A 22,450-nucleotide genomic window follows, 5' to 3' on the forward strand; every position below is an offset into this window, starting at 1 on the left:
GCTGTCCCGGCTTCGGATGGGGCAGTGTGGAGGGGGGTAGCCGACGTGACACCCATGCATCGACGAAGAGGGGGCTGGCTCTTCCTTGCGGGCGCAAGTCTCGCCCTGCTGGTGACCAGCTGCACCGATGACGGCCCGATGGCTCGGGTCAAACCCGACGAGGAGGTGCCAGGAGTACCGGGTCCACCGGGGCAGCCCCCGGTGGCAGGCGAGTGCGAGAACGCGCCCCAGAATCCGCGACGCGTCACGCTTCACCGTCTCAACCGCGCGGAATACAACGCCACCGTGCGGGACCTGCTGGGAGACACCACCCAGCCGGCCCAGGACTTCCCTATCGACGACCACGGCTACGGCTTCGACAACATCGCCGACGTGCTCTCGCTGTCGCCGCTGTTGATGGAGAAGTACTCCGCCGCAGCGGAGCGGCTGGTGAATGACGCCTGGACGCGCGGCGTCTTCAACTCCTGCGCACTGGACCCGCTCAACCCTGCGCCGTGCGCGCACGAAATCCTCTCCAACTTCGCCCGCCGCGCCTGGCGCCGGCCGGTGCAGCAGGAAGAGGTCGACAAGCTGATGACCTTCGTCACCCTGGCGAGCCAGCACGCGGACCCGCCCGAGGTGGGCGTGAAGCTGGCCCTGCGCTCGGTGCTCGTCTCACCGCACTTCCTCTTCCGGGTGGAGAAGAACGCGCCGCCAGGGAGCACCGAACCGTACACGCTCGACAACTACGAGCTGGCCAGCAGGCTCTCCTACTTCCTGTGGAGCAGCATGCCGGACGACGCGCTGTTCGCCGCCGCCGAAGCAGGGAAGCTGAGCGACCCCGCGGAGGTGGAGGCCCAGGTGCGGCGCATGCTCGCGGACCCGAAGGCACGCGCGCTGGTGGAGAACTTCGCCGGCCAGTGGCTCTTCACCCGCGCGCTGGGCACCGCCGTGCCGGACGGCACGCTCTATGGCGCGTTCAACGAGGAGCTGCGCGCCGCCATGCGCACGGAGACGGAGCTCTTCTTCGCGGAGTTCATCTCCAGCGACCTCAAGCTGAAGGACCTCATCGACGCGCCGTTCACCTACGTGAACGACCAGCTGGCCGCCCACTACGGCCTGCCATTGCCCGGCAGCCCCACGCACAAGCGCGTGGACCTCACGGGCCACCCGGAGCGCAGCGGCATCTTCGGCAAGGGTTCGCTGCTCACCGTCACGTCCAACCCGGACCGCACCTCACCGGTGCAGCGCGGCGTCTGGGTGCTGGAGCAGCTGCTGTGCTCGGCGCCGCCGCCGCCGCCGCCAAACGTGGAGAACCTGCCGCCGCCCATCACGCCGGACATGACGATGAAGGAGCGCATGGCGCTCCACCGCAGCGCGCCGGCGTGCCAGGGCTGCCACCGGCTGATGGACCCGCTGGGGCTGGCGATGGAGAACTTCGACCCCATTGGCCGCTGGCGCCTCCAGGAGGTGAGCGGCGCGCCCGTGGACGCCACGGGTGACCTGCCCGACGGCGCCATCCTCAACGGGGTGCGCGACATGCAGACCTACCTGAAGGAGGACCCGAAGCTGACCAACTGCATCACCGAGCACATGCTCACCTATGCCACGGGCCGTGGCCTGGACGAGGCCGACCACTGCGCGGTGAAGGATGTCGCCGAAAAGGCCGAGGCCCGCGGTGGGCGGCTCGTCGACTACATCCTCAGCATCGTCTCGAGCAGCCACTTCACGCAGCGTGGCGCCGAGGAGGAGCAGACGCCATGAGCAAGAAATTCAGACTCTCGCGACGGACCGTCTTGCGGGGAACGGGGGCGCTGATGGCGCTGCCCCTGTTGGAGCAGATGCTTCCCAGCAAGGCACATGGCGCGCCGGGCACCGTGCCCCGCAGATTGGCCGTCTTCTACACGCCCAACGGCATCCACATGCAGAAGTGGACGCCCACGATAGAGGGCCCCGCGTGGGAGCTGACGCCCACGCTGGAGCCCCTGGCCGCGGTGAAGAACGACCTGCTGGTCCTCACCGGCCTGGCGAACAGGCCTGCCTTCCCGGATGGTGACGGGCACCATGCCGCTGCCACCGGCGCGTTCCTGTCCTGCGCCAAGGTGTACAAGACGGAGGGCACCAACATCCGCGTGGGCATCTCCATGGACCAGGTCATCGCCAACCACATGACGGCGACGCGGGCCACCCGCTATGGGTCCATGGAGCTGGGCATCGACGCGGGCCGCGGCATCGGAAACTGCGACTCCGGCTACGCGTGCCCGTATGCCAACAACATCGCGTGGGCGGGGCCTCGGACACCGGTGGCCAAGGAGACCAACGCGCAGGCCGCGTTCAACCGGCTCTTCGCGGGCGGCATCCCCGGAGAGACGCAGGCACAAATCGAGAAGCGGCGCGCTTACGGCAAGAGCATCATCGACGTCGTGCGCGATGACGCCACCGCGCTGAAGGGCCGGCTGGGCACCTCGGACCTGCAGAAGCTGGATGAGTACTTCACCAGCGTGCGGGAGTTGGAGAAGCGGGTGGAGGACGTGTCCGTCCCATCCATGACCTGCGCCACGGGAGCCGCTCCCATCGTGTCCGAGGACCCGACGGAGAAGACCAAGGCGATGATGGACCTCATCATCCTCGCCTTCCAGTGTGACCTCACCCGGGTGGCCACCTTCATGCTGGCCAACGCGCGCGCCAACAAGGTCTACCCCTTCCTGGGGCTCAGCGGCGCACACCACACGTACTCGCACCACCAGAAGTCGCAGTCCAACTACAACGCGCTCGCCACCATCGACAAATGGGAGGTGACGCTCCTCCAGTACCTGCTGGAGCGCATGAAGTCGGTCATCGAGGCCAACGGCCTTTCGATGCTCGACAACTCGATGGTCTACTTCTCCAGCGAAATCGGCGACGGGGACTCTCACAACCACGTCAACCTGCCCATCATCCTGGCGGGCAGGGGCGGCGGCGCGCTCACCCCGGGCCGGCACATCGTCTACCAGGAGGACCCGCTGGCCAACCTGTACATCTACCTGATGCAGGCCATGGGCGTGCCCAACATCACCACCTTCGGTGACGACGGGACGGGCCCGCTGCCGGGCCTTGTGTAACCCCGGCGTTCCCGTGCGCGGCGGAGCATGTGAGCGGGCGGCCCACCGCGCGCAATGCCCCGCCGCGCACGCTTCACATGCATGAGCGGGCGTCCTGGCGCATCATCCCCCTCATGCCTTCCTTCTCCCGCGTCTCCCGCTGGTCCGCCTTGCTCCTGCTGCCGCCGCTGCTCGGCTGCGGGAGCGGTGGCACCCAACAGGGGCGGCGACAGAACGCCACCTCCCGGCAGGCGGTGGCCACAAGGCAGCCCGCCGCGTCCGCGAAGCCGAAGGAGCCACGCGCGGCCCTTCCCGATGCGAAGGACTTCTCCCGGGACATGGTGGCCGCGCACAACCTGGCGCGCTCCCGGGCCCAGCCCGCCCCCAAGCCCGCGCTGCCGCCGCTGGCCTGGTCCACCCAGGCCGAGCGCAAGGCCGCGTCCTGGGCGAAGGCCTGCAAGTTCGAGCACAACCCGGACCGGGGCGACTTCGGAGAGAACCTCGCCGCCGCCACGCCCGGCGCGTGGACCACGTCCCAGGTGGTGAAGAGCTGGGCGGACGAAGCCGCTGACTACGACTACCGGCGCAACACCTGCCAGAAGGGCAAGGTGTGCGGGCACTACACGCAGGTGGTGTGGCGCAAAACGGCGGCCGTGGGGTGCGCCACGGTGATGTGCAACAAGAACTCACCGTTCGGCGCGAAGTTCCCTACCTGGCAGCTCTGGGTGTGCAACTACACGCCGCCGGGCAACTGGGTGGGTCAGCGGCCCTACTGACCGCGCCCCACGGGGCCGGTGTGTCCCGGGTGCCGGACACTCACGCGGCGGGAGGTGACGGCCCTCCGCCTCGCGGCGGATAATCCCCCCATGCTCCGCCCCACGCCCCGCCATCTTCGACCGCTTGGCCTGCTCATCCCCCTGCTCCTCACCGGCTGTGGCTCCGACACACCCGGAGAGGAGGACGGCGACACCGAGCCGCTGGTCATGACGCAGTTCGACCGCGACATGCTGGCCGCGCACAACGCCGCGCGGAGGAACGTGTCGCCCGCCGCCTCCCCCGCGTTGGAGGACCTGACGTGGGACGAGCAGGCGACGCGCACGGCGAAGGCCTACGCAGCGAAGTGCCAGTTCTCGCACAACCCGAATCGCGGCAACCTGGGGGAGAACCTCACCGCGGCATCGTCCAGCGCCATGGGCGCCCAGGGCGTGGTGCAGGGCTGGGTGGACGAGGCCGCCCACTACGACCACGCCGCCAACACCTGCGCGAGCGGCAAGGTCTGCGGCCACTACACCCAGGTGGTGTGGCGCAACACGCGGGCCCTGGGCTGCGCCGTCCAGGAGTGCACGACGAACTCGCCCTTCGGTTCCCAGTTCCCGAATTGGACGCTCTGGGTGTGCAACTACGCGCCGCCGGGCAACTACGTGGGCCAGCGCCCCTACTGACGCAGGTGCTGGTCCAGGAAGGCCGCCACCTGCTGCCAGGCACCCGCGGCGGCCTGCGCGTCGTAGCGCTCACTCGACGGGTTGGCGAAGGCGTGCTCCGCCTCGAACTCCAGGATGTAGTGCCGCACGCCCGCATCATCCAAGGCCTGCCGGAAGGCCTGCACCGTCTCCAGGGGGATGGACGGGTCCTTCGTGCCGAAGATGCCCAGCACCGGCGCGCGGATGGCGGCGAGCTCCCGCGCCTCCGTCACCGGGTTGCCGTAGTAGAGGACCGCCGCGTCCAGTTCCGGCATGGCCATGGCCGCGTGCAGGGACCAGCCGCCCCCGAAGCACCAGCCGATGGTGCCCGTGCGCGGCGCCTGCACCCGCGCGTCCTGCTGCAAGAAGGTGTGCGCGGCCGTCAGCATCGCCTGCGCGCGCGCCGGGTCCACGGCCTTCAGCAGCGCCAGCGCCTCATCCCGCGTGGTGGCCACCTTCCCGCCATACAGGTCCACCGCCAGCGCGGCGTAGCCCTCCGCGGCCAGCCGGTCCGTCCAGTGGCGGATGTGGTCATTGAGCCCCCACCACTCATGGATGACGATGACGGCGGGCAGCGGCCCCTGCGCGCCCTGGGGCAGGCTCAGGTAGGCCTTCGTGCCGGCCACCTCCACCTCCTGGCCCTTGAGCACTGGCGGCGCGTCCTCGCGGAGCGTGTGCAGCGCCTTGAACTCCGACTCGGAGACAGCGCCCGTGGCGGACGGCTCGCGGAGCACTTCCCGGGCGCGGCCCTGGACACAGGCGCTCAGCAGCAGCGCTCCCATCATCAACAGCAGGCCCTGGCGCATGATGTGTCGACCTCCGTGGGTTGGCCCGTCCCCGAGGCGGAGACGCTGGCGGCTGTTGGACTACCCCGAGGCAGCGCCCCTCCGCCACTCCGGTGCCCGCGAACGCGAAGAGGGCTGGGAGGGAAGAATCCCCCGCCAGCCCCCTGGGCGTCCTGCGTGAAGACGGTGACTACTTCTTCTCGGCCGCGGAGGGCTTGCCCGCCGGCGGCGTGCCGCCCATGGCCGGCATCTCCGGCGGCTTGACGATCTCCAGCAGCTCCACCTCGAACACCAGGGCGGCCCCGCCCGGGATGTTCGGCGGCGCGCCGCGGTCACCGTAGGCGATGTCGGACGGGCACACGAGCTTGGCCTTGCCGCCCACTTTCATCTTCTGCACGCCCTCGGTCCAGCACTTGATGACACCCTGGAGCGGGAACTGCGTGGGCTCGCCACGCTTGTGCGAGCTGTCGAACTCGGTGCCGTCCGGCAGCGTGCCACGGTAGTGCACCTTCACGATGTCCGACGCCTGGGGCGACGCGCCCGTACCGGCGGTCAGCTCCTTGTAGATGAGGCCGGACTCCGTCTTCTGGGCGCCCTCTTCCTTCGAGGCCGTCTCCAGGAATGCCTTCGCCTTCTCCTTCTCAGCCTCCGCCTTGCGGGTGCTGCGCGCGCGCGCCAGCTCCTGCAGCTTCGGGCCGTACGTCTCCAGCTCCACCGCGGGCTTCTCGCCCTTCACCTGCGCGGAGATGCCCGCCTTGACGTACTCCAGCTCCTCGGGAGTCATGTCGAACACGCTCACGCTGCGGCCAATGGACAGGCCGAGCGCGTACAGCGTCTTCTGGTCCTCCGTCTGCGGATTCGCGCTCGCGCCGGGCGCCGTCGCCGTCGCCGCCGGCGTCGAATCCGTCTTGCCCTGCTGCTGGCAGCCCGCCAGCACCAGCATTCCCGCGACCAGCCACGTCTTCTGCATGTCGTTGCCCTTCCTTGCTTTTTAGAGCGGCAGTGAGACATCGCCGCAGTCAGTTCTGAGGGGCGACTTACTACAGAAATGGCCTGACTTCCGGTTCGACGGCACCCCAGAAGCGTCCCCGTTCCTGAGCGACACCCCGCCCGCCCCCAGGGCGACCTCGTGTCCTCTCCAGGAGGTGGGGTTTTTCATTACCCCTTCCCCCCGGCGTCAGCCTCGCCCGCCTCCAGGTAGCCCAGCAGCGGCGCCAGCACGGGCGCGACGCGCTTGTAGGCCGCGGTGTCGGCGGGCACGGTGCGCAGCACGCGGGCCAGCCGCTGCCGCCGACCGGGCGCTTCCACTTCCGAGGCCACCGGGGCCACGTAGGTGTGGATGGTGAAGAGAATGGCGCGCGTGCGGGGCAGCCGGGTGAGCGTCTGACGCTCCAGGCGGAGGAAGCAACGCTCGCCCGCATTGTCCGGGGTGATGCCGTCGAACAAGTGCCGCCACTCCGGCAGCGTGCGCGGCTCCAGGTCCAGCCGCTCCGTGACGCTGATGGCCCAGTTGCAGCGCGTGACGGGGCGCCCGGGCTTCAGGCCCTCCATCAACTTCAGCGTGGAGGGCCCCAGCTTCGCGTTGAACTGGGGCACCGGCTCGTGGACGGCCAGCAGCGACCGGCCCAGTTTGTCCCCCAAGCACCACCCGGAAGGGAAACACAACTGGCCCGCCACCAGCGGGAACCCCTCATGCGTGCCGTCCAGCAGCAGCAGGTCCTCCTGAACCTGCCGGCCAAACCAGTCCAGCGGCGCCAGCGGCAGGCTCGCCGCGTCCCCCGGCGTGAAGTGCGTCCGCGTGCCCAGCAGGCGGTTGTGCCAGCACCAGCGCGTGCCCTCCACCTCCAGCGAGAAGTGCTCCGGCGATTGACGCGCCATGGCAGGCAGCAGCACCGTCAACGTCTCCCATTGAAGCTCCTCTGTTCCGGGCCCTCCCTGGAAGCGCTCGGCGTGCCCCGCCGTCAGCAGCGCCACCTTCAATGCCACTTCGTCCGCATAGCGCGGCGCGTCTACTTCAATGAGTGTCTCTTCAGGCCTCAGCGCACGCACGCCCAGCGACATTGAAAAGACATCCTGCTCGAAGGGGAAGTAAGGCAGCACCGCGTCGACCTCTCATGAAGGATTGGAGCAATTTATCAATCGCGTTGCAGAACGCATCGCGTCACGGAAGGGTGGCTGTTTTTCGATGTCTCACCCTTGAGGTTGTTCATCTTCACGGGGAGGATTCGCATTCCGGGCCGCGCCCTGGAGCCTCGTGCTCAGCAGCCAGAAGGCGCAGCACTTCCACAGGAGATACCTGATGCATCCTCTGCCGCCGTCGCGCGCGCCCCGTGCCGTGCTTCTTGCCCTCGTGGGACTGATGGTCCTTCCCGCCTGTTCGGATGACGGCGATGACCGTCCGGACGCGGGCCAGCCGGACTCTGGCGTGCCCGCGGACGCAGGCAGCGACGCAGGCAGTGACGCGGGCAGTGACGCGGGCACCCCGGACGCCGGCGGCTCCATGGCCTGGCCGCAGGAGTTCTCCTGCGAAGGCAAGGAGCAGACCGAGCTGACGTTCAATCCGGGCCAGGAGCAGGACCTCCAGGACGCGGTGAACGCGCTGGACGACTGCACCACCCTCCACCTGGGCGCGGGCACCTTCCAGTTCGACAACGCCATCACCATCCGCGCCAACGGCATCACCGTCAAGGGCGCGGGCAAGGGCGCCCAGGGCGAGGCCACCGGCGGCGAGTCCAGCACCGTGCTGGACTTCACGCACGCGGCGGCGAACACCAACGGCTTCGACGTGGTGAGCAAGCTCTTCACGGTGAGCGACCTGGCCGTCTGGAACGCGAAGAAGGATGGCCTGCGCATCGAGTCCTCCGTCAACGTGAACATCCAGCGCCTCCGCACCGAGTGGGCCCAGGAGAACCAGGAGAGCAACGGCAAGTACGGCATCTACCCCGTGAAATCATCGTACGTCCTCGTCGAGGACTGTGAGGCGTACAACGCCGCCGACGCGGGTATCTACGTCGGTCAGACGCAGCACACCATCGTCCGGCGGAACGTGGCGAAGAAGAACGTGGCGGGCATCGAAATCGAGAACACGAAGTACGCCCACGTCACGCACAACGTCGCCGAGGACAACACCACGGGCCTGGTCGTGTTCGACCTGCCGGGCAACCCCATCCGGGGCACGGACATCTACGTCGCCCACAACACCATCACCGGGAACAACCGCCCCAACTTCGCCTCCGTGGAGGCCAGCAGCAGCACCGTGTCCCAGGTCCCGGCCGGCACCGGCACCTTCATCCTGGCCTCCCGCCGGGTGGAGATGGAGCGCAACACGTGGGGCAACAACAACACGGTGGACATCGCCATCCTCAGCGGTCTGGCCATTGAGCCCGACCCCGTCCAGTGGGCGGCCGGCTTCTTCAACTTCCCCAGCCAGGACATCTCCATCCACGACAACACCTTCACCGGTGGCAGCGGCCAAATGGTGGACAACGGCACGCCGGACCCGGAGCGCCGTCCGCTGGGCGCGCTGGTGGGCGCCGTCTACCAGTACGGCGCCGCGGCCCACGGCGTGACGGGCGTGGAGCACGTGCTGTGGGACGGCCTCGACCCGGCGCCTCGCGATGAGAGCCTGGCCAACCCCATCAACATCTGCTTCACCCGCAACACGCTGCCGGAGGGCACGCAGGCCTCGGTGGTGGACTTCGACCTGCAGGCCGTCGGTGGCCACCTCTCGGCGGGCCCCACCCCCGAAAACGCGGCCGCCGCCTGGGGAGAGACGCGCCGCTATGCCCAGGGCGCCGAGCCCTACAACTGTTCGGGCTTCACCCCGGCCCTGACCATCCGCTGAGACATCGTGAAGAACGGACGCATGTACAGGCCGTTCATCCCAGGACTGGGCCTCGCCGCGATGCTGGTGACCGCGGCGCTGGCCTCGTGCTCGGGTGACGAGGACGGCGTGACGCCGACCCCGGACGGCGGAGGCGGCTCCATCGTCGACTCCGGGCTTCCGCCCGAGGACAGCGGCACCCCGGACGCGGGCACGGGTGACGCGGGCGAGGACGCCGGCACCCCGGAGGACGCGGGGACGAACGAGGACGCGGGGACGCCCGACGCCGGGCCTGCGTTTCCGCCCAATACCCTGTCGGGCTTCGGCCTCTTCACCGGGACACCCGCGACGGGTGGGCTCCAGCCGGTGGAGGGGAACATCCCCTATGCGCTGACCACGCCGCTCTTCTCCGACTACTCGGTGAAGTCGCGCACGCTGTACATCCCGCCGGACGCGCAGGCCGGGTACTCGGCCACCGACGTGCTGGACCTGCCGGTGGGCACCATCATCACCAAGACGTTCTCCTTCCCCGCGGACCTCCGCGTCCCGGAAGAGAACGTGCGCGCCATCGAGACGCGCGTGCTGGTGCACAGGCCCGGGGGCTGGGAGGCCTTTCCCTACTTCTGGAACGAGGCCCAGACGGAGGCCACGCTGGCCAACGGCGGCCGCGTCGTCCGCGGCGTGCGCTTCATTGGCGAGGACGGCGTGGAGCGGACGCTGGACTACCTGGTGCCCAGCAAGAACCAGTGCCTGAAGTGCCACCATCTCCAGGACGCCCAGGAGAACCAGGTGCTGCTGCCCATTGGCGTGAAGGCCCGCTACCTCAACCAGGACCATGACTATGGCAACGGGCCCATCAACCAGCTTCAGCACCTGGCCAACCTGGGCCGGCTGACGGGGCTGCCTCCGGTCGACCAGATTCCCCGCGCGCCGAACGCGTTCAACGAGGAGGACGGCACGCTGGAGCAGCGCGCACGCGCCTACCTGGACATCAACTGCGCGCATTGCCACAACCCCAAGGGGACGGCGGGCACCACCAGCCGGCTGTTCCTCAACGTGGACAACACGGAGGAGTTCACGTTGGGCGTGTGCAAGCGGCCGGGCTCCGCGGGCGGTGGCGTGGGCGGTGAGTTCGACATCGTCCCCGGCAGCCATTCGGTGTCCATCCTCTGGTACCGCCTGCACACCGAGGAGTCGGGGAAGATGATGCCGGAGCTGGGCCGCGTGCTTCGCCACGACCAGGGCTCACGACTCATCGCCGACTGGATTGACGCCATGCCGGCGCGGGCCTGCAAGTAGGTCCTCGCTCAGACGAGCGGCCCCTCCGTGCCCGGTGCGCGGAGGGGCTTCTCGTTTCCGATGCGTGACGGCCGCGCCGCGTGACAGGGCGCGCGCGTGCCGCATAATCGCAAGCACATGTCCCTGCCCATGCTGCTCCGGGCCGCGGGGGTCGCCGCCGCGCTCGTCCTGCTCGCCGCCTGCCGCATCGAGTCCGCCGCGCCCGCGGCCGGGCCCACGCTGGCGCGCGAGGGCACGCCCTCCGGAGACGTCTGGGTCTACACGTCCATGTATCGGCACGTCCTGGACGCGCTGGAGCCGCTGCTGAAGGCGCGGCTCCCCGACGTCCGGGTGCACTGGTATCAGGCGGGCAGTGAGAAGGTGGCCAGCCGGCTGGAGGCGGAGCGCGCCGCCGGGGCCATCCGCGCGGACCTGCTGGCCACTTCGGACCCGTTCCTCTACGAGCGGCTGGCCCGTGAAGGCGCCCTGCTCCGCTACGCCTCGCCCAACGTGCTCCGGGTGCCCCGCGCCCTGGTGGACCTGGACGCGCGCTACGCGGCCCTGCGCCTGTCCACCATGGTCCTGGTGCACCGGCAGGACGGGCCACCGCCGCCCCCCTCCTTCGCGGCGCTCGCGGAAGGTCCGTGGGCGGGACGTGTGGCGATTGGAGATCCGCTGACGTCGGGCACCGCCTTCACCTGGGCCGTGTTCTGCGACGCGAAGTACGGCGAGTCCTTCTTCCCCGGGCTGCGCCAGCGAGGCGCCATCGTCGCGGGAGGCAACGCGGCGGTGCTCCAGAAGGTGGAGAGCGGCGAGGCGGATGCGGGCGTGCTGCTCCTGGAGAACGCGCTCGCGGCCCAGGCCCGCGGCAGTCCCATCCAGGTGGTGTGGCCCACCGATGGCGCCGTCGTCATCCCCGGCCCCGCGGCCCTCTTCACGACGACGCCCAACCCCGTCGCGGCGAAGGCGGTGGTGGACGTGCTGCTGTCGCCCGAAGGCCAGCGCATCATCGTGGAGAAGGGAGACATGCACGCGGTGGACCCCAGGCTCGCGGGCCCTCGGGGAGAGGCCGGTGTCTCGGAGTTGCTGGAGCGCGCGCGCCCCTGGACGCCCGAGCTGCTCGAGCGCGGGCTCACACAGGGCGGCGCCGTGAAGGAGCGCTTCCGCCAGGCCTTCTCACAATGAGCGCGGCGGCCCCCAAATCCCAATGGCTGGGGCTCGGCCTGTGGTTGGTGCCGGTGCTCTGCTTCTCCGTGCTTCCGGTGGCCGCGCTGCTCTGGCGAGGCCTGGGCCACTCCGGGACGGGCGGCCTGGACTGGCTGCTCGCCGAAGGTGGCGCGCTGGGAAACACGCTGCGCATCGCCACGGGCGCTGCGGTGCTGGCCTTCGTCCTGGGAGCGCCGCTGGCGCTGGTGCTGCAACGCACCGACCTGCCCCTGCGCGGGGCCTTCACGGTGCTGTTCACCCTGCCCTCCGCCGTGCCCGCGTTCATCTGGGGCATGGGCTGGCTGTCGCTCGCGAGCCCTCGCGCGGGGTACCTCAACCGGCTGCTCGGCGATGACACCTTCGACATCTATGGCCCCGCGGGCATCGCCTTCGTGGAGGGCGTGTCGGGCCTCCCGCTGGTGCTGCTGGCGGGCGCGGCGGCCCTGCGGCGCGTGGACCCGGCGGTGGAGGAAGCCGCGCGCGTCTGCGGCGCGTCGACGCCCCGGGCGCTGCTGACGACGACGCTGCCGCTGGCGCTGCCCTCCCTGCTGTCGGGCGCGGTGATGGTGTTCCTCATGGCGGCCTCGTCCTTCGGCGTGCCGTACCTGCTGGGCGTGTCGGCCTCACCGCCCACGCGGGTGCTCACCACGCGCATCTATGAACTGGTGCTGATGGGCGGTGACGAAGGCCTCGCGCGCGCCGCGCAACTGGCGACGCCGCTGCTGCTGCTCGCCCCCATGGCGATGCTGGTGACCTGGGCGCTGGGCCGGGCCGGCCGCGTCCGCCTCGGCGCGGGCAAGGGCCTGTCGTCCCGTCCCTTCCCGCTGGGGCGCGCACGCGGGCTCGTCCTGGGCGCGGTGAGCCTGACGGCCGCGGCGCTGGTGCTGCTCCCGCTGGGGGCCATCCTCCTCACGTCGCTCCAGCGCAGCTTCGGCGCGGCGCTGACCTGGGAGACGTTGACGCTGACGCACTGGGCGGGTGTGCTGCTGGAGCCGCGCACGCTGCACGCCACGGGGCGCAGCGTCCTGCTGGCGGCGGGCGCGGGTGTCCTGGTGTGTGGGCTGGGGCTCGCGGCGGCGGTGCTGCGACGCGGGCTGCGCCGCCTGGGCACGGGCGTGGAGGCGCTGGCCGTATGGCCCTACGCGGTGCCGGGGACGGTGCTGGCCCTGGCGCTGCTGCTCGCGTTCTCCCGGGACTTGCGCTTCATCCTCCTGGACCGCGTCGCCTTCGTGCTCGCGCTGGCACACACGCCGTGGCTGCTGCTCATCGCCTATGTGGCGAAGTACCTCGCGCTGGGCGCGCGCAACAGCGAGGAGGCGCTCGCGCAACTGGACGCCTCGCTCACCGAGGCCGCGCGGGTCAGTGGTGCCGGCCCCTGGCGCGCGTTCGTGGATGCGCCCCTGCCCTTGCTGCGGCCGGCGCTCACCGCGGCCTTCGTCCTGGCGTTCCTCGCATGCGCGACGGAAATCACGATGTCCGTCCTGCTCGTGCCCGCGGGAACCGAGGTGCTCGGGACGCTGCTGTTTGAACTCCAGAGCTACGCGGACCCCGCCGCCGCCGCGGTGCTGGCATGTGCCTTCATCGCGCTGGTGGTGGTGGGACAGGCGCTGCTCGCGCTGCTGACCCGGCGGCCCTTGGACACGCGGTGATGGCGGAGGTGTCCGACATCGCCAGGGAGCCGGCGGCTTCCTGGCGATGCCTTCAGGACCTGCTCGCCATTACATGCACGCGCAGTACATGCCCCGGATGCAGTGCCCGTATCCCTCGCCACAGAAGTGGTCACAGTCCGAGTTGCGCTCACAGATGGACTGGGTGAACTCAGGCGCGTTGGCCTCGGCCGTGGACGGCATGAACGCCATTCCGAAACCCGCCGCCAGTCCCACACCCAGCGCCATCAGCATCGCAATTCCATTCTTCTTCATCGCGTGACTCCTTTCGGGGAGCCCTCAGCCTAACTCCAGACTCAGACACGAGGCAGCCAATCCACACGCCGCGTGCTTCCGCGACACAACAGCAGACTTCCTGACACACAGCGACATGGTGTTTCGGACACGGCCTCGAAGCACCGTCGCGCCAAAGCCGAGGGACTCACGGCAAACGGCGGCGGCCAGGGTAGACTCCGTCACCGCCGCATGAGCAACTTTCGACGCGCTACCCGTGACGACAACACCGCGCTGCTCGACCTGTTCGGCACGGTGCCCATGCAGGGGGACCTGGTCCTCTCCGCACAGCGTGCGCCCGACTACTTCGGCCTCTACACCATGCAGCGCGGAGAGACGGAGGCCTGGGTCCACGGCGAGCACGGCCGGCTGGACGGCATGGGCGCCGTGCACGTGCGCGATGGCTGGCTGGAGGGCCGTCCGTGCCGGGTGGGCTACCTGGGAGACCTGCGCACCCGCTTCTCCGCGCGCCGGAACCGCGGCCTCGCGCGCTTCTACGGGCCCATGATCGAGGAGAGCGCCCAGCGCCTGGGCGTGGACACCTTCCTCACGGCCGTCATGGCCTCCAATGCCCCCGCGCTCCATGCGCTCGTGCGGCGGCGGCCCGGGCGCGTGAGCCAGCCGCACTACACCCTGCTTCGTCGCTTCTCCGCCGTGTCCATCCAGTTCCTGCTCCGCCGCCGTCCCCGGCGAAGCGCCGTTACCGTGCGGCGCGCCACACCCGCGGACGTCCCCGCTGTCTCGGCGTTGCTGGATGCCGACCACCGCGCGCGGCCTTTCGGCTACCGCTTCGACACGGGCGAGTTGGAGCACCGCCTCGCCCACTGGCCCGGGCTGCGAATCGAAGACACCTATCTGGCCTTCGACGCGACCGGCGCGCTGGTGGGCTGCACCAGCGCCTGGAACCCGGAGGCCGTGAAGCGCTACCGCGTCCATGCCTACCGGGGAGGCATGCGCTGGGTGCGGTGGGGCTGGGACATGCTGGCCACCGCGCTCCGCGCGCCGCGCCTGCCCGCGCCGGGAAGTGACTTCCGCTACTTCTATCTCTGCAACACCAGCGTGCGCGGAGAAGACCCGGCCGTCTTCCGCGCGCTCGTGGAGCGGGTGTACGCGGACTTTCACGGCCAGGGCTTCCACTTCTTCACGCTGTACCAGGACGAACTGGACCCGCTGGCGCCCGCGCTGAAGGGCTTCCTCCAGCGGCGCCTCGACTTCCACCTCTACGCCGTGACGCCCGCCTCACGTCCCCGGGACACCTTCCCCGCCGGGCGGACCGGCTTTGAAATCTGCCTGCCCTGACGCACTCACTCCGCTTGGAGCGTGAAGCGCCAGGGGACCTGCTCCAGGCCGGAAGCACCGGCGAGAAACAGCGTATGGAGACCGCTCCGGCTCGCCACGAACCGTCCGTCCCGCAGATTCGCCAGGAGACCACCAGGCGCGATGAGCGTCGCGCGGAGCGTGCCAGCGTCCAGGCCCAGCCGGTACGCGCGCCCCTCCTCCAGCCAGACGGAGAACACGTCCGTGTCGACGGCCGACTGGACCACGCCGGCCCTCGAAGCCGGCAGCTCCAGGATTTGCGCATCCTCGCTGGAGTCCGGATGGTCATCGATGGCCACCTCCTCCAGCGTCAGGGAGAAACCCTCCACGCCATTCAGGGGCTGGAGCATCAAGGTGACCTGCCGGGCGTCCCTCGCGCTGAAGAGATGGCGGCCGCCCTCCAACCCCAGGATGCCCACGGCGCCTCGCGGGTTCAGGGACAGGTCGGCGAACGGCGCATAGGACGCAAGATAGATGGCACGTGCCTGGGTGTAGAAGGCGATGGCATCCGTGTCCTGAGGTGAGTCGAAGCGGCCCGTGATGGTGGTTCCCGGGGAGATGAATGTCGCCGTCTCTGGAGAATCGCCGTGGTCATCCGTTCCCGCATCCACCAGCGTCAGCACGAAGGAGTGCTCCCAGGGAGCCCCACCTTGGACGCGAAGGGAGTAGGTGCCCCAGCGGTTCATGCGGACCCGCAACTGGTCGGTCGTCGTGAGCGCCACGTTCGCACCCTCTTCGTCCACCACCTGGGCCGACCACCGCCCGGCCCCTTCCGTCCGCACCGTGTAGACATGCCCGGACTCCCCCGTGAAGGAGAAGACATCCACGTCATCACGCGACTGAAGGGTGACCGCCACCGGGACACCCGGCGTCACGGGCGTGGCGGTCGCCAGTGTGTCGCCATGCTCATCGGGCCCCAGGTCCTCGAAGCGGCAGGCGGCATCCACCGGGAAGGTGCCATGGTCGGCGGCCAACATCAGGAGCCAGTCTCGCTCGGACGTCGCCTGCAGGCTCACCGTGAGCGGCTCCCCTGAGGTGCCCTGCACCGCATCCATCAGCAAGCCGGTCGCGGACTGCAGCGTCAATTGAAGGAACGGGTTGGGCGCCTGCTCACAGATGAAGCGGTAGCCATGCCCCACCCGCGAGCGGAAGGTGAACACATCCGCGTCAAAGGGCGAGGAGAGCCGCACGGGGAACGACGTGCCGGAGCCGGCCTCCAGGACGGTGGCGTCCTCCAACGTATCGCCATGGTCATCCACGCCCAGCGACGCCAGCTCGTACGTGTAGCGCCCGTAAGCGTCCCTGCTGGAGACCTCGAAGTACCAGGTGCCCTCGGAGAGCGTGGGGAACCACGACACCCTCGCCCCCTCGAAAGCGGAAGGCATGTCGTGGGCGTTCCCAGCCACATCCAGCAACCGCACCCGGCACTCCACCAGCATCAGCCGCGTGCACGAGAAGCGATACAGGCCGCTCGCCTCCACGGTGACGGCGAACAAGTCCCTGTCCAGCATCGCCTCCCGCCGGCCCTCGTCGATACGGCCCTCCTGGGGCGACATGGGGAGCGTCAGCACTGTCGCGCTGTCAGGCGAGCCCCCATGGTCATCCGGCTGCGTGAAGGCGGCGACCGAGCACGTCAGCCCCGCGGCCCGCTCCCACGCTCCGCAGCGGCACATGGGCTGCCCCGCGTTGGAGAAGCAGGTGCCCGCCGTGCACTGCAGCCCCGCGCAGGCCACCTCATCCCCGGGCATCTCCACGGTGTGGCACGAAGCCAGCCCCAGGACGAGGAGCAGGAACACCGGAAGCAGCCCCGGGGACCGGGCGGAACGCCGTGCATGGGCCATGACGTTCCGCCCTCCCATTCAGACCACCCGGTGCTTCCAGGTTCCGCGCCGGAACAGGACGACGGCCACCAGCGCCATCACCGAGAAGGCCACCGAGATGGAAAGGAATGCCCCCGGCGGCCCCAAGCCCAGGGGGCCGGAGAGCACCCACGCCAGGGGCAGCTCCAACAGCCAGAAGCAACAGATGTTGAGCACGGTGGGCGTGGTGGTGTCCCCTGCTCCGTTGAAGGCCTGCGTCAACACCATGCCGAAAGCATAGAACAGGAAGCTGGCGCTGAGGATGCGCAGGGCGAGCACCGCTTCCTTCATGACCGCGGCGTCGTTCGTGAAGATGCCCACCACGGGATTGGCCGCGAGGACGAACAGCAGCCCCAGCGAGCCCAGGAAGACGGCGTTGATGCGCCCCGCCGTCCACACCGCGTGCTCGCCTCGCTCCGGCTTTCCCGCGCCCAGGCTCTGTCCCACCATGGTGGCCGCCGCGTTGCTCAGCCCCCACGAAGGCAGCAGCGCGAACAGCACGATTCGCAATGCGATGGTGTAGCCCGCCACGGCCGCGCTGCCGAACGTGGCCACGATGCGGGCCAGCACCACCCAGCTCGTCGTGCCCACCAACGCCTGGGCCGTGCCCGCACCCGACATCCGCAGCATGGCCAGCATCGTCCCCGGCTCCAGGCGCAGGTGCTCGCGCCGCAGCCGCAGCCGGCCGGAGCCCCGCGCCAACCGGTAGAGCTGGTACACCACGCCGCAGGAGCGCCCGAAGGTGGTGGCCACCGCGGCGCCCATGACGCCCAGCTCCGGGAAGGGCCCCACGCCGAAGATGAGGAGCGGCGCCAGCACGATGTTGATGGCGTTGGCCAGCCACAGCACGCGCATGGCGATGGCCGCGTCCCCCGCGCCGCGGAAGATGGCGTTGATGAGGAACAGCAGCAGGACGCTGCCCATGCCGCCCAGCATCACCTGCGTGTAGCGGATGCCGTGCTCCAGCACCCACGGCGAGCCGCCCATCATCGCCATCAACGGCCGCGCGAAGTAGACGCCCGCCACCGACACCGGAATGGACAACACGACGCCCAGCCCCACCGCCTGCACCGCCGTGCGCGCGGCCCGCTCCGGGTCGCCTTCACCGATGCGGCGGGACACCAGCGCCGTGGCGCCGATGCTCAGCCCCGCGGACGCCGCGTAGATGATGGTGAGCAGCGACTCCGTCAGTCCCACCGCCGCCACCGCGTCCGCCCCCAGCCGGCCGACGAAGAAGACGTCGACGACGGCGAAGACGGACTCCATCATCATCTCCAGCACCATCGGCACGGCGAGCAGGAAGATGGCGCTGCGAACTGGAAGCCGGGTGAGGTCCCTCTCGGTTCCGTGAATGGCTTCCTTCACCGAAGCCCAGAACCCCTGAGGCCCCTCTTCGGGCGGACCTCCTGCTTCCGCCGGAACGGGTTCGAACCGGACCGGGGATGACTCAGACATGCCTGCCTCCGTTGGCGCCCTTCTGTCAGGAAGGCCGAAAGAGGTCCAGGGACGCCATACCCCATGGCACCTGACGCCTCTCCCCTCCAGGCCCCCTGCGCGGCGAGCGGGCAACCGCCCCCAGGGCAAGGCCCGGCCCTGAGAGCGTCGGACGCTGGACAACCTACCTGCGCCGTCGGGCCGTCGGGCCGCCGAGCGCGTGGGTGTAGGGTGCCGCGTCAATGGTCATCAGCCTGCCGCACGAAAGTGCGCCCGCGGTGCCTGTCGGGGGGGCCGCGCACTTCAGCCTCTCCAGCAGCGCGCGGGTGCTGGGAACTCTCCACCTGGGTCCGGGAGCCAACATCGCGCAAGGCGCGGTGGTGCGCTCGCACGAAGGCGCCGTGCGGTTGGGCGCCGGCTCGGCCGTGCTGGAGAACGGTGTCATCATCGGACTGCCGCAGCAGCCCGTCACGGTGGGAGAGCGTACCTTCCTGGACCACCGCAGCGTCGTCATCGGCGCGGAGGTCGGCGCGCTCTGCAATGTGGGAGGTGGCTCCATCCTCATGCCCGGCGCGCGCATCGGTACGCGCTGCCTGCTGGCGGAAGGAACGCTCATTCCAGCGGGCACCGTGGTGCCGGACGACTCCGTCGTCGTGGGCCGCCCCGGCCGCATTCTCCGTCGAACCACCGCGGATGACCTGGAACGGCTCCGGAAGCGCCGCGGCGGAAGCCTCGACCTGCCGGGCCAGCCACTCACCGCATTCTCCGCGAGAGATCGCGCAGAGGACGCTCCCATGGGACAGCTCTATACGTTTCGCGACAAGCACCCACTGGTGCACCCCACCGCCACCCTCTTCTCCTCGGCCGAGGTGACAGGGGACGTCATCATCGGCCCGGGCTGCATCATTGGCCCCGGGGTCAAAATCCTCGGGGATGGCAATGGTCCAGTCCGCATCGGCGCGGGCGTGCAGGTGCTGGCCAACACCGTGCTGCACCGGCTGTCGGACCACACGCTGACGCTGGAGGACGGCGCCATCATCGGTCCGGGCTGCACAGTGCATGGCAGCCACGTGGGCGCGAACACCGTGGTGGAGCCGGGTGCCATCCTCTGTGACGGAACGCGGCTGGGACGCGGCAGCTTCGTGGGCGCGGGCAGCCTGGTGAAGCAGGGCAGCGCCTTCACGGATGGTGCGCACATCGAAGGCTTCCCGGCGACGCAGACGGGCACGTTGGCGTCCCTGCCGCCGGTGCCCCGCTGGGCGCTGCGGCCGGAAGACCTGCCGGGGCTGCGGCGCATCGGCTAGGGCGCGCGCCGGCTCACCGCTGCTTGTCCGCGTGATTGAAGGCCGCGAGCAGCGTGCCCATGGCATGGAACGCCAGTCCCATGCCCCAGCCGATGGCGGGGTACTGCACCCACCAGCCCGGCCCCGAAAACAGGTCGATGAAGGTGAGCCCTCCCATGACGATGGTGTAGCTCGTCGCGTGTGACGCAAGGCCCATGTAGGCCCTGCGCATGCGGCGCTGCGCCTTGTCACGTCCCGCGCGCGCGGAGATGACGCTCTCCACGGCGGCTTCGCTCACGCCCATCTCCCGGGCCATGGCGAGCAGGTCCTCCCGGGTGAGCGAGCGATCCACGTCCTTGCCCGCCAACGCGCGAGCCGTGGCCTCACGGATGATGTCCGCGGCCTCGTTCTGGGAAAAACTCGGAGGTGCACTGCGCTGCCGTGTGTCCGCCATGGGACTGGGACGCTAGCGCGGCGCATCCGCCACGAAAAGAGAAGCAATCCCCCATGCCCACCAGGAAATCGAAATCGGCTGCTACGGAAGCCCGGGCCAGATTCAAGTCGCTCTATCCGTGAGTGACGCTCCGGGCCGCGCGTCCGAGGCAGGGAGGCGCGTCCCGCGGCCGTAGCCGTAATTGAAGGGGACTGAATGCCTCCCGGGACCTCCCGTCAGAAGGAGCAAGACGACGAAACAAGGCCACGGTGGCCATGAACGGGAGGCAGTCATGCGTGGAAAGCTGATGCGGGTGCTTGTGGTCATCGCAATGTCCGTCGGAAGCCCGGTCCTCGCGCAGGGCGTGCATGGTGCCTCCGGAATCCAGGCCCCCAACAACACCCAGGCCTGGGCACGGGGTGGCAGCGTGGATGCCGCGCGGCATCGCGCGGAGAACGAGCGGCTGGAGCGGGAACGGCTGGCTCGCCTGGAGCGCGCGCGCCAGGAGCGGGAGCGGCTGGCCCGCCTGGAGCGTGAGCGGCAGGAGCGCGAACGCATCGCGCGCATGGAGCGCGAGCGGCAGGAGCGCGAACGCATCGCCCGCCTGGAGCGCGCGCGCCAGGAGCGGGAACGCATCGCCCGCCTGGAGCGTGAGCGGCAGGAGCGGGAACGCATCGCCCGCATGGAGCGTGAGCGGCAGGAGCGCGCGCGCTGGAACCGCGGCAATCCCATGCACGGGCGCTCCGCGAGCAACTCCCGGCGCGGATAGGCTCCAGCGCATCCGCCCCACGGACAGCCCCCGTGGGGTGGACGCATCAGTCGCGCATCCGCGTAACCCAGCAGTGGAGCAGGTCCACGCCGTGCCGGTCCACCTCCTCCGTAGTGAGCGACTCGTGGCGCGCATCGCGCGGCCCCCCCTTGCCCGGAACGACGGCCGGTGCACGAACTCCAGGCGCTCAATCCACGCGCCTCCACCGCTTGCAGGAACTTGCTGCCCCAGACAGCCGCCTGCGCCTTTCAGCGGTGAACCCGAGTCAAGCGCGCCAGCCCACCAGTGACGGCTTCCGTGCGCTCCACTGCCCCCGGGGGTCGTTCCGCGTCGAAAGGCCCCGACAGAATAATGAGGCGCCCACGCACATGGTGAGGACGATGCCTCCATCCGACGCCGCAGCTCTCGGGAGCAGCCACCGGCAGCCAGCCAGCGAAACCCCCGTCGGGTATCCCTTGGAGCATGCCCACACGGTCCAGTTCTATGAGGACGAGGCAATCGTCATCGACATCGTCGAGGCCTACATCATGGGCGGGCTCGAACGAGGAGACCCGCTCATCATCATCGCCCAGGCGAGCCACCGGCAGCAGCTCATCGCGCGGCTGGTGGCCGCGGGTGTGGACACCGCGGCGGTCATCGCGAGCGGGCAGCTCGCCCTGCTCGACGCCCGTGAGACACTCGCGCGCTTCATGGTGGGGGGACGCCCGGACTGGGAGCGCTTCCGCGAAGTCATCGGTACCGTGATTGAGCACAGCCTCACGGCCGCGCGCCCCGGCGCCAAGGTCCGCGCCTACGGCGAGATGGTGGATGTCCTCTGCCTGGATGGGATGCCGGACGTGGCGGTGGAGCTGGAGGCACTGTGGAATGACCTCAGCGTGCTGTACCCCCTGTCCCTCCTGTGCACCTACGCCATCGGCCACTTCGGCCAGGCGGCGCACGCGCGGCCCTTCCTCGATGTCTGCAAGGCGCATGCACACGTCATTCCCACCGAGCGCTACACTCGGCTCGCGGATACGGAAGGGCGGCTGCGAGAGGTCAGCCTCCTCCAGCAGCGCGCCCAGGCACTGGAGGCGGAAGTCCAGCAGCGGCAACAGGCGGAGCAGGCCCTGCGCGAGGCCCTCCATCGCCGGGATGAATTCCTGGCCCTGGCCGGCCACGAGCTGAAGACGCCCCTGACCGCGCTCCAACTCCAACTCCAATCACTCCCCTCCGCCGCAGCGCGGAAGGATGGTGGCGGACGCCTGCTGGAGCGGCTGGACAAGGCCATCCGCCATACCGAGCGGCTCGCCACGCACATCGACGGGTTGCTCGACGTCTCCCGCATAGGAGAGGGCCAGGTGCCCTTGATGATGGAGCCGCTCGACCTGTCGCGGCTCGTCCGGGAAACGGTTGCCCGCGCCATGACTCCGGCGGCCGAGGCGGACTGCCCCATCCAGTTGAGGGCGGAGGTCCCCATCGAAGGCGTGTGGGACCCGCTGCGGATTCAGCAGGTGGTGGGCAACCTCCTGGTCAATGCCTTCAAGTACGGCAAGGGCCGTCCCATCGAGGTGCGGGTGGACGGCGCACCGGACCACGCGCGCATCCTCGTGAGAGACCACGGCATCGGCATTGCCCCCGAGCACCAGGAGCGCATCTTCCACCGCTTCGAACGCGCCGTTCCCTCGAGCGCCTTTGGAGGGCTGGGCCTGGGGCTCTACGCGGCCCGCCAGGTCGTAGTGGCGCACGGCGGCACCCTCCGCGTGGAGAGCGAGCTGGGCCAGGGCGCCACCTTCATCGTGGAGCTGCCCTACCGTCCGCAGTAGCG

General features: G+C 69.7%; 19 protein-coding genes. 12 read left to right on the plus strand and 7 right to left on the minus strand.

Translation table 11 applies throughout. The annotated features are described in order from the left end of the window. Positions 1–138: 138 nt before the first annotated feature. From BLU09_RS30400 to BLU09_RS30415, 4 genes are all read left to right on the plus strand, one after another. The gene (locus BLU09_RS30400; protein ID WP_244172151.1) at positions 139–1,743 is read left to right on the plus strand and encodes a DUF1592 domain-containing protein; all 1,605 of its coding nucleotides are present in this window, start codon (positions 139–141) and stop codon (positions 1,741–1,743) included. Further along, positions 1,740–3,080 carry a DUF1552 domain-containing protein gene (locus BLU09_RS30405; RefSeq protein WP_090493677.1) on the plus strand — a complete coding sequence of 447 codons (1,341 nt, stop codon included), beginning with the start codon at positions 1,740–1,742 and terminating at the stop codon, positions 3,078–3,080. Before BLU09_RS30400 ends, BLU09_RS30405 begins: the two co-directional genes overlap by 4 nt. Before the next feature lie 77 nt (positions 3,081–3,157). After that, the gene (locus BLU09_RS30410) at positions 3,158–3,835 is read left to right on the plus strand and encodes a CAP domain-containing protein (protein WP_090493960.1); all 678 of its coding nucleotides are present in this window, start codon (positions 3,158–3,160) and stop codon (positions 3,833–3,835) included. Between the two features lie 90 nt (positions 3,836–3,925). Beyond that, complete coding sequence (locus BLU09_RS30415; protein WP_090493679.1) at positions 3,926–4,501, plus strand: CAP domain-containing protein; 576 nt, start codon at positions 3,926–3,928, stop codon at positions 4,499–4,501. Here the strand turns inward: BLU09_RS30415 and BLU09_RS30420 are convergent. The 3 genes from BLU09_RS30420 to BLU09_RS30430 all read right to left on the minus strand — a co-directional run bounded on the left by BLU09_RS30420 (position 4,495) and on the right by BLU09_RS30430 (position 7,404). After that, positions 4,495–5,325: a dienelactone hydrolase family protein gene (locus BLU09_RS30420; protein ID WP_090493681.1), complete on the minus strand. Its 831-nt coding sequence runs from the start codon at positions 5,323–5,325 to the stop codon at positions 4,495–4,497. The two genes, BLU09_RS30415 and BLU09_RS30420, sit on opposite strands and share 7 nt — an antisense overlap. A gap of 169 nt (positions 5,326–5,494) precedes the next feature. Then, entirely contained in the window at positions 5,495–6,274 is a 780-nt protein-coding gene (locus tag BLU09_RS30425; protein WP_090493683.1) for an FKBP-type peptidyl-prolyl cis-trans isomerase, read from the minus strand. Between the two features lie 188 nt (positions 6,275–6,462). Next, positions 6,463–7,404, minus strand: a complete 942-nt coding sequence (locus BLU09_RS30430) for a heme-dependent oxidative N-demethylase family protein (protein WP_090493686.1) — start codon at positions 7,402–7,404, stop codon at positions 6,463–6,465. Positions 7,405–7,603: 199 nt separating this feature from the next. Here BLU09_RS30430 and BLU09_RS30435 point away from each other — a divergent pair, with 199 nt between their 5' ends. From BLU09_RS30435 to BLU09_RS30450, 4 genes are all read left to right on the plus strand, one after another. After that, positions 7,604–9,148 carry a parallel beta-helix domain-containing protein gene (locus tag BLU09_RS30435; protein ID WP_186817760.1) on the plus strand — a complete coding sequence of 515 codons (1,545 nt, stop codon included), beginning with the start codon at positions 7,604–7,606 and terminating at the stop codon, positions 9,146–9,148. Between the two features lie 21 nt (positions 9,149–9,169). Further along, entirely contained in the window at positions 9,170–10,426 is a 1,257-nt protein-coding gene (locus BLU09_RS30440) for an SO2930 family diheme c-type cytochrome (RefSeq protein ID WP_244172152.1), read from the plus strand. 117 nt (positions 10,427–10,543) lie between these two features. Continuing rightward, on the plus strand, positions 10,544–11,590 hold the full coding sequence (locus BLU09_RS30445) for an ABC transporter substrate-binding protein (RefSeq protein ID WP_090493693.1): 1,047 nt from the start codon (positions 10,544–10,546) through the stop codon (positions 11,588–11,590). Then, entirely contained in the window at positions 11,587–13,260 is a 1,674-nt protein-coding gene (locus BLU09_RS30450; protein WP_090493695.1) for an ABC transporter permease, read from the plus strand. Before BLU09_RS30445 ends, BLU09_RS30450 begins: the two co-directional genes overlap by 4 nt. A 69-nt stretch (positions 13,261–13,329) precedes the next feature. On the opposite strand, the gene BLU09_RS30455 is transcribed toward BLU09_RS30450, so the two are convergent. Further along, on the minus strand, positions 13,330–13,533 hold the full coding sequence (locus tag BLU09_RS30455) for a hypothetical protein (RefSeq protein ID WP_090493697.1): 204 nt from the start codon (positions 13,531–13,533) through the stop codon (positions 13,330–13,332). A gap of 210 nt (positions 13,534–13,743) precedes the next feature. Here BLU09_RS30455 and BLU09_RS30460 point away from each other — a divergent pair, with 210 nt between their 5' ends. Further along, positions 13,744–14,850, plus strand: coding sequence for a hypothetical protein (locus BLU09_RS30460; protein WP_090493700.1), 1,107 nt, complete (start codon positions 13,744–13,746; stop codon positions 14,848–14,850). A gap of 5 nt (positions 14,851–14,855) precedes the next feature. Here BLU09_RS30460 and BLU09_RS30465 read toward each other — a convergent pair whose 3' ends face one another. Then, entirely contained in the window at positions 14,856–16,709 is a 1,854-nt protein-coding gene (locus BLU09_RS30465; protein ID WP_244172153.1) for a hypothetical protein, read from the minus strand. 18 nt (positions 16,710–16,727) lie between these two features. Further along, positions 16,728–18,182, minus strand: coding sequence for an MATE family efflux transporter (locus BLU09_RS30470; RefSeq protein WP_090493705.1), 1,455 nt, complete (start codon positions 18,180–18,182; stop codon positions 16,728–16,730). Between the two features lie 221 nt (positions 18,183–18,403). Between BLU09_RS30470 and BLU09_RS30475 the strand changes: the two genes are divergently transcribed. Then, positions 18,404–19,465, plus strand: a complete 1,062-nt coding sequence (locus tag BLU09_RS30475; protein WP_090493707.1) for a gamma carbonic anhydrase family protein — start codon at positions 18,404–18,406, stop codon at positions 19,463–19,465. 13 nt (positions 19,466–19,478) lie between these two features. Here BLU09_RS30475 and BLU09_RS30480 read toward each other — a convergent pair whose 3' ends face one another. After that, positions 19,479–19,898, minus strand: a complete 420-nt coding sequence (locus BLU09_RS30480) for a 2TM domain-containing protein (protein ID WP_090493709.1) — start codon at positions 19,896–19,898, stop codon at positions 19,479–19,481. A 271-nt stretch (positions 19,899–20,169) separates the two neighbouring features. On the opposite strand from BLU09_RS30480, the gene BLU09_RS30485 reads away from it, so the two are divergent. Together BLU09_RS30485 and BLU09_RS30490 are read left to right on the plus strand one after the other, a co-directional pair. After that, a complete protein-coding gene (locus BLU09_RS30485) occupies positions 20,170–20,646 on the plus strand; it encodes a hypothetical protein (protein ID WP_090493712.1) in 477 nt (158 codons plus the stop codon). 380 nt (positions 20,647–21,026) lie between these two features. Further along, positions 21,027–22,448, plus strand: a complete 1,422-nt coding sequence (locus tag BLU09_RS30490) for an ATP-binding protein (protein ID WP_186817759.1) — start codon at positions 21,027–21,029, stop codon at positions 22,446–22,448. The last annotated feature ends 2 nt before the right edge of the window (positions 22,449–22,450 follow it).

Origin of the sequence: Myxococcus virescens (genome assembly GCF_900101905.1) — a bacterium.
GTDB classification, from domain to species: Bacteria; Myxococcota; Myxococcia; order Myxococcales; family Myxococcaceae; genus Myxococcus; species Myxococcus virescens.

Excerpts from the sequence above, each read along its gene's own strand:
- BLU09_RS30405 (WP_090493677.1), top strand. The coding sequence starts at position 1,740 with ATGAGCAAGAAATTCAGACTCTCGCGACGGACCGTCTTGCGGGGAACG.
- BLU09_RS30400 (WP_244172151.1), top strand. The coding sequence starts at position 139 with ATGGCTCGGGTCAAACCCGACGAGGAGGTGCCAGGAGTACCGGGTCCA.
- BLU09_RS30435 (WP_186817760.1), top strand. The coding sequence starts at position 7,604 with ATGCATCCTCTGCCGCCGTCGCGCGCGCCCCGTGCCGTGCTTCTTGCC.
- BLU09_RS30455 (WP_090493697.1), bottom strand. The coding sequence starts at position 13,533 with ATGAAGAAGAATGGAATTGCGATGCTGATGGCGCTGGGTGTGGGACTG.
- BLU09_RS30440 (WP_244172152.1), top strand. The coding sequence starts at position 9,170 with ATGTACAGGCCGTTCATCCCAGGACTGGGCCTCGCCGCGATGCTGGTG.
- BLU09_RS30425 (WP_090493683.1), bottom strand. The coding sequence starts at position 6,274 with ATGCAGAAGACGTGGCTGGTCGCGGGAATGCTGGTGCTGGCGGGCTGC.
- BLU09_RS30420 (WP_090493681.1), bottom strand. The coding sequence starts at position 5,325 with ATGCGCCAGGGCCTGCTGTTGATGATGGGAGCGCTGCTGCTGAGCGCC.
- BLU09_RS30410 (WP_090493960.1), top strand. The coding sequence starts at position 3,158 with ATGCATGAGCGGGCGTCCTGGCGCATCATCCCCCTCATGCCTTCCTTC.
- BLU09_RS30480 (WP_090493709.1), bottom strand. The coding sequence starts at position 19,898 with ATGGCGGACACACGGCAGCGCAGTGCACCTCCGAGTTTTTCCCAGAAC.
- BLU09_RS30415 (WP_090493679.1), top strand. The coding sequence starts at position 3,926 with ATGCTCCGCCCCACGCCCCGCCATCTTCGACCGCTTGGCCTGCTCATC.
- BLU09_RS30445 (WP_090493693.1), top strand. The coding sequence starts at position 10,544 with ATGTCCCTGCCCATGCTGCTCCGGGCCGCGGGGGTCGCCGCCGCGCTC.
- BLU09_RS30490 (WP_186817759.1), top strand. The coding sequence starts at position 21,027 with ATGCCTCCATCCGACGCCGCAGCTCTCGGGAGCAGCCACCGGCAGCCA.
- BLU09_RS30485 (WP_090493712.1), top strand. The coding sequence starts at position 20,170 with ATGCGTGGAAAGCTGATGCGGGTGCTTGTGGTCATCGCAATGTCCGTC.
- BLU09_RS30460 (WP_090493700.1), top strand. The coding sequence starts at position 13,744 with ATGAGCAACTTTCGACGCGCTACCCGTGACGACAACACCGCGCTGCTC.
- BLU09_RS30470 (WP_090493705.1), bottom strand. The coding sequence starts at position 18,182 with ATGTCTGAGTCATCCCCGGTCCGGTTCGAACCCGTTCCGGCGGAAGCA.
- BLU09_RS30450 (WP_090493695.1), top strand. The coding sequence starts at position 11,587 with ATGAGCGCGGCGGCCCCCAAATCCCAATGGCTGGGGCTCGGCCTGTGG.
- BLU09_RS30465 (WP_244172153.1), bottom strand. The coding sequence starts at position 16,709 with ATGGCCCATGCACGGCGTTCCGCCCGGTCCCCGGGGCTGCTTCCGGTG.
- BLU09_RS30475 (WP_090493707.1), top strand. The coding sequence starts at position 18,404 with ATGGTCATCAGCCTGCCGCACGAAAGTGCGCCCGCGGTGCCTGTCGGG.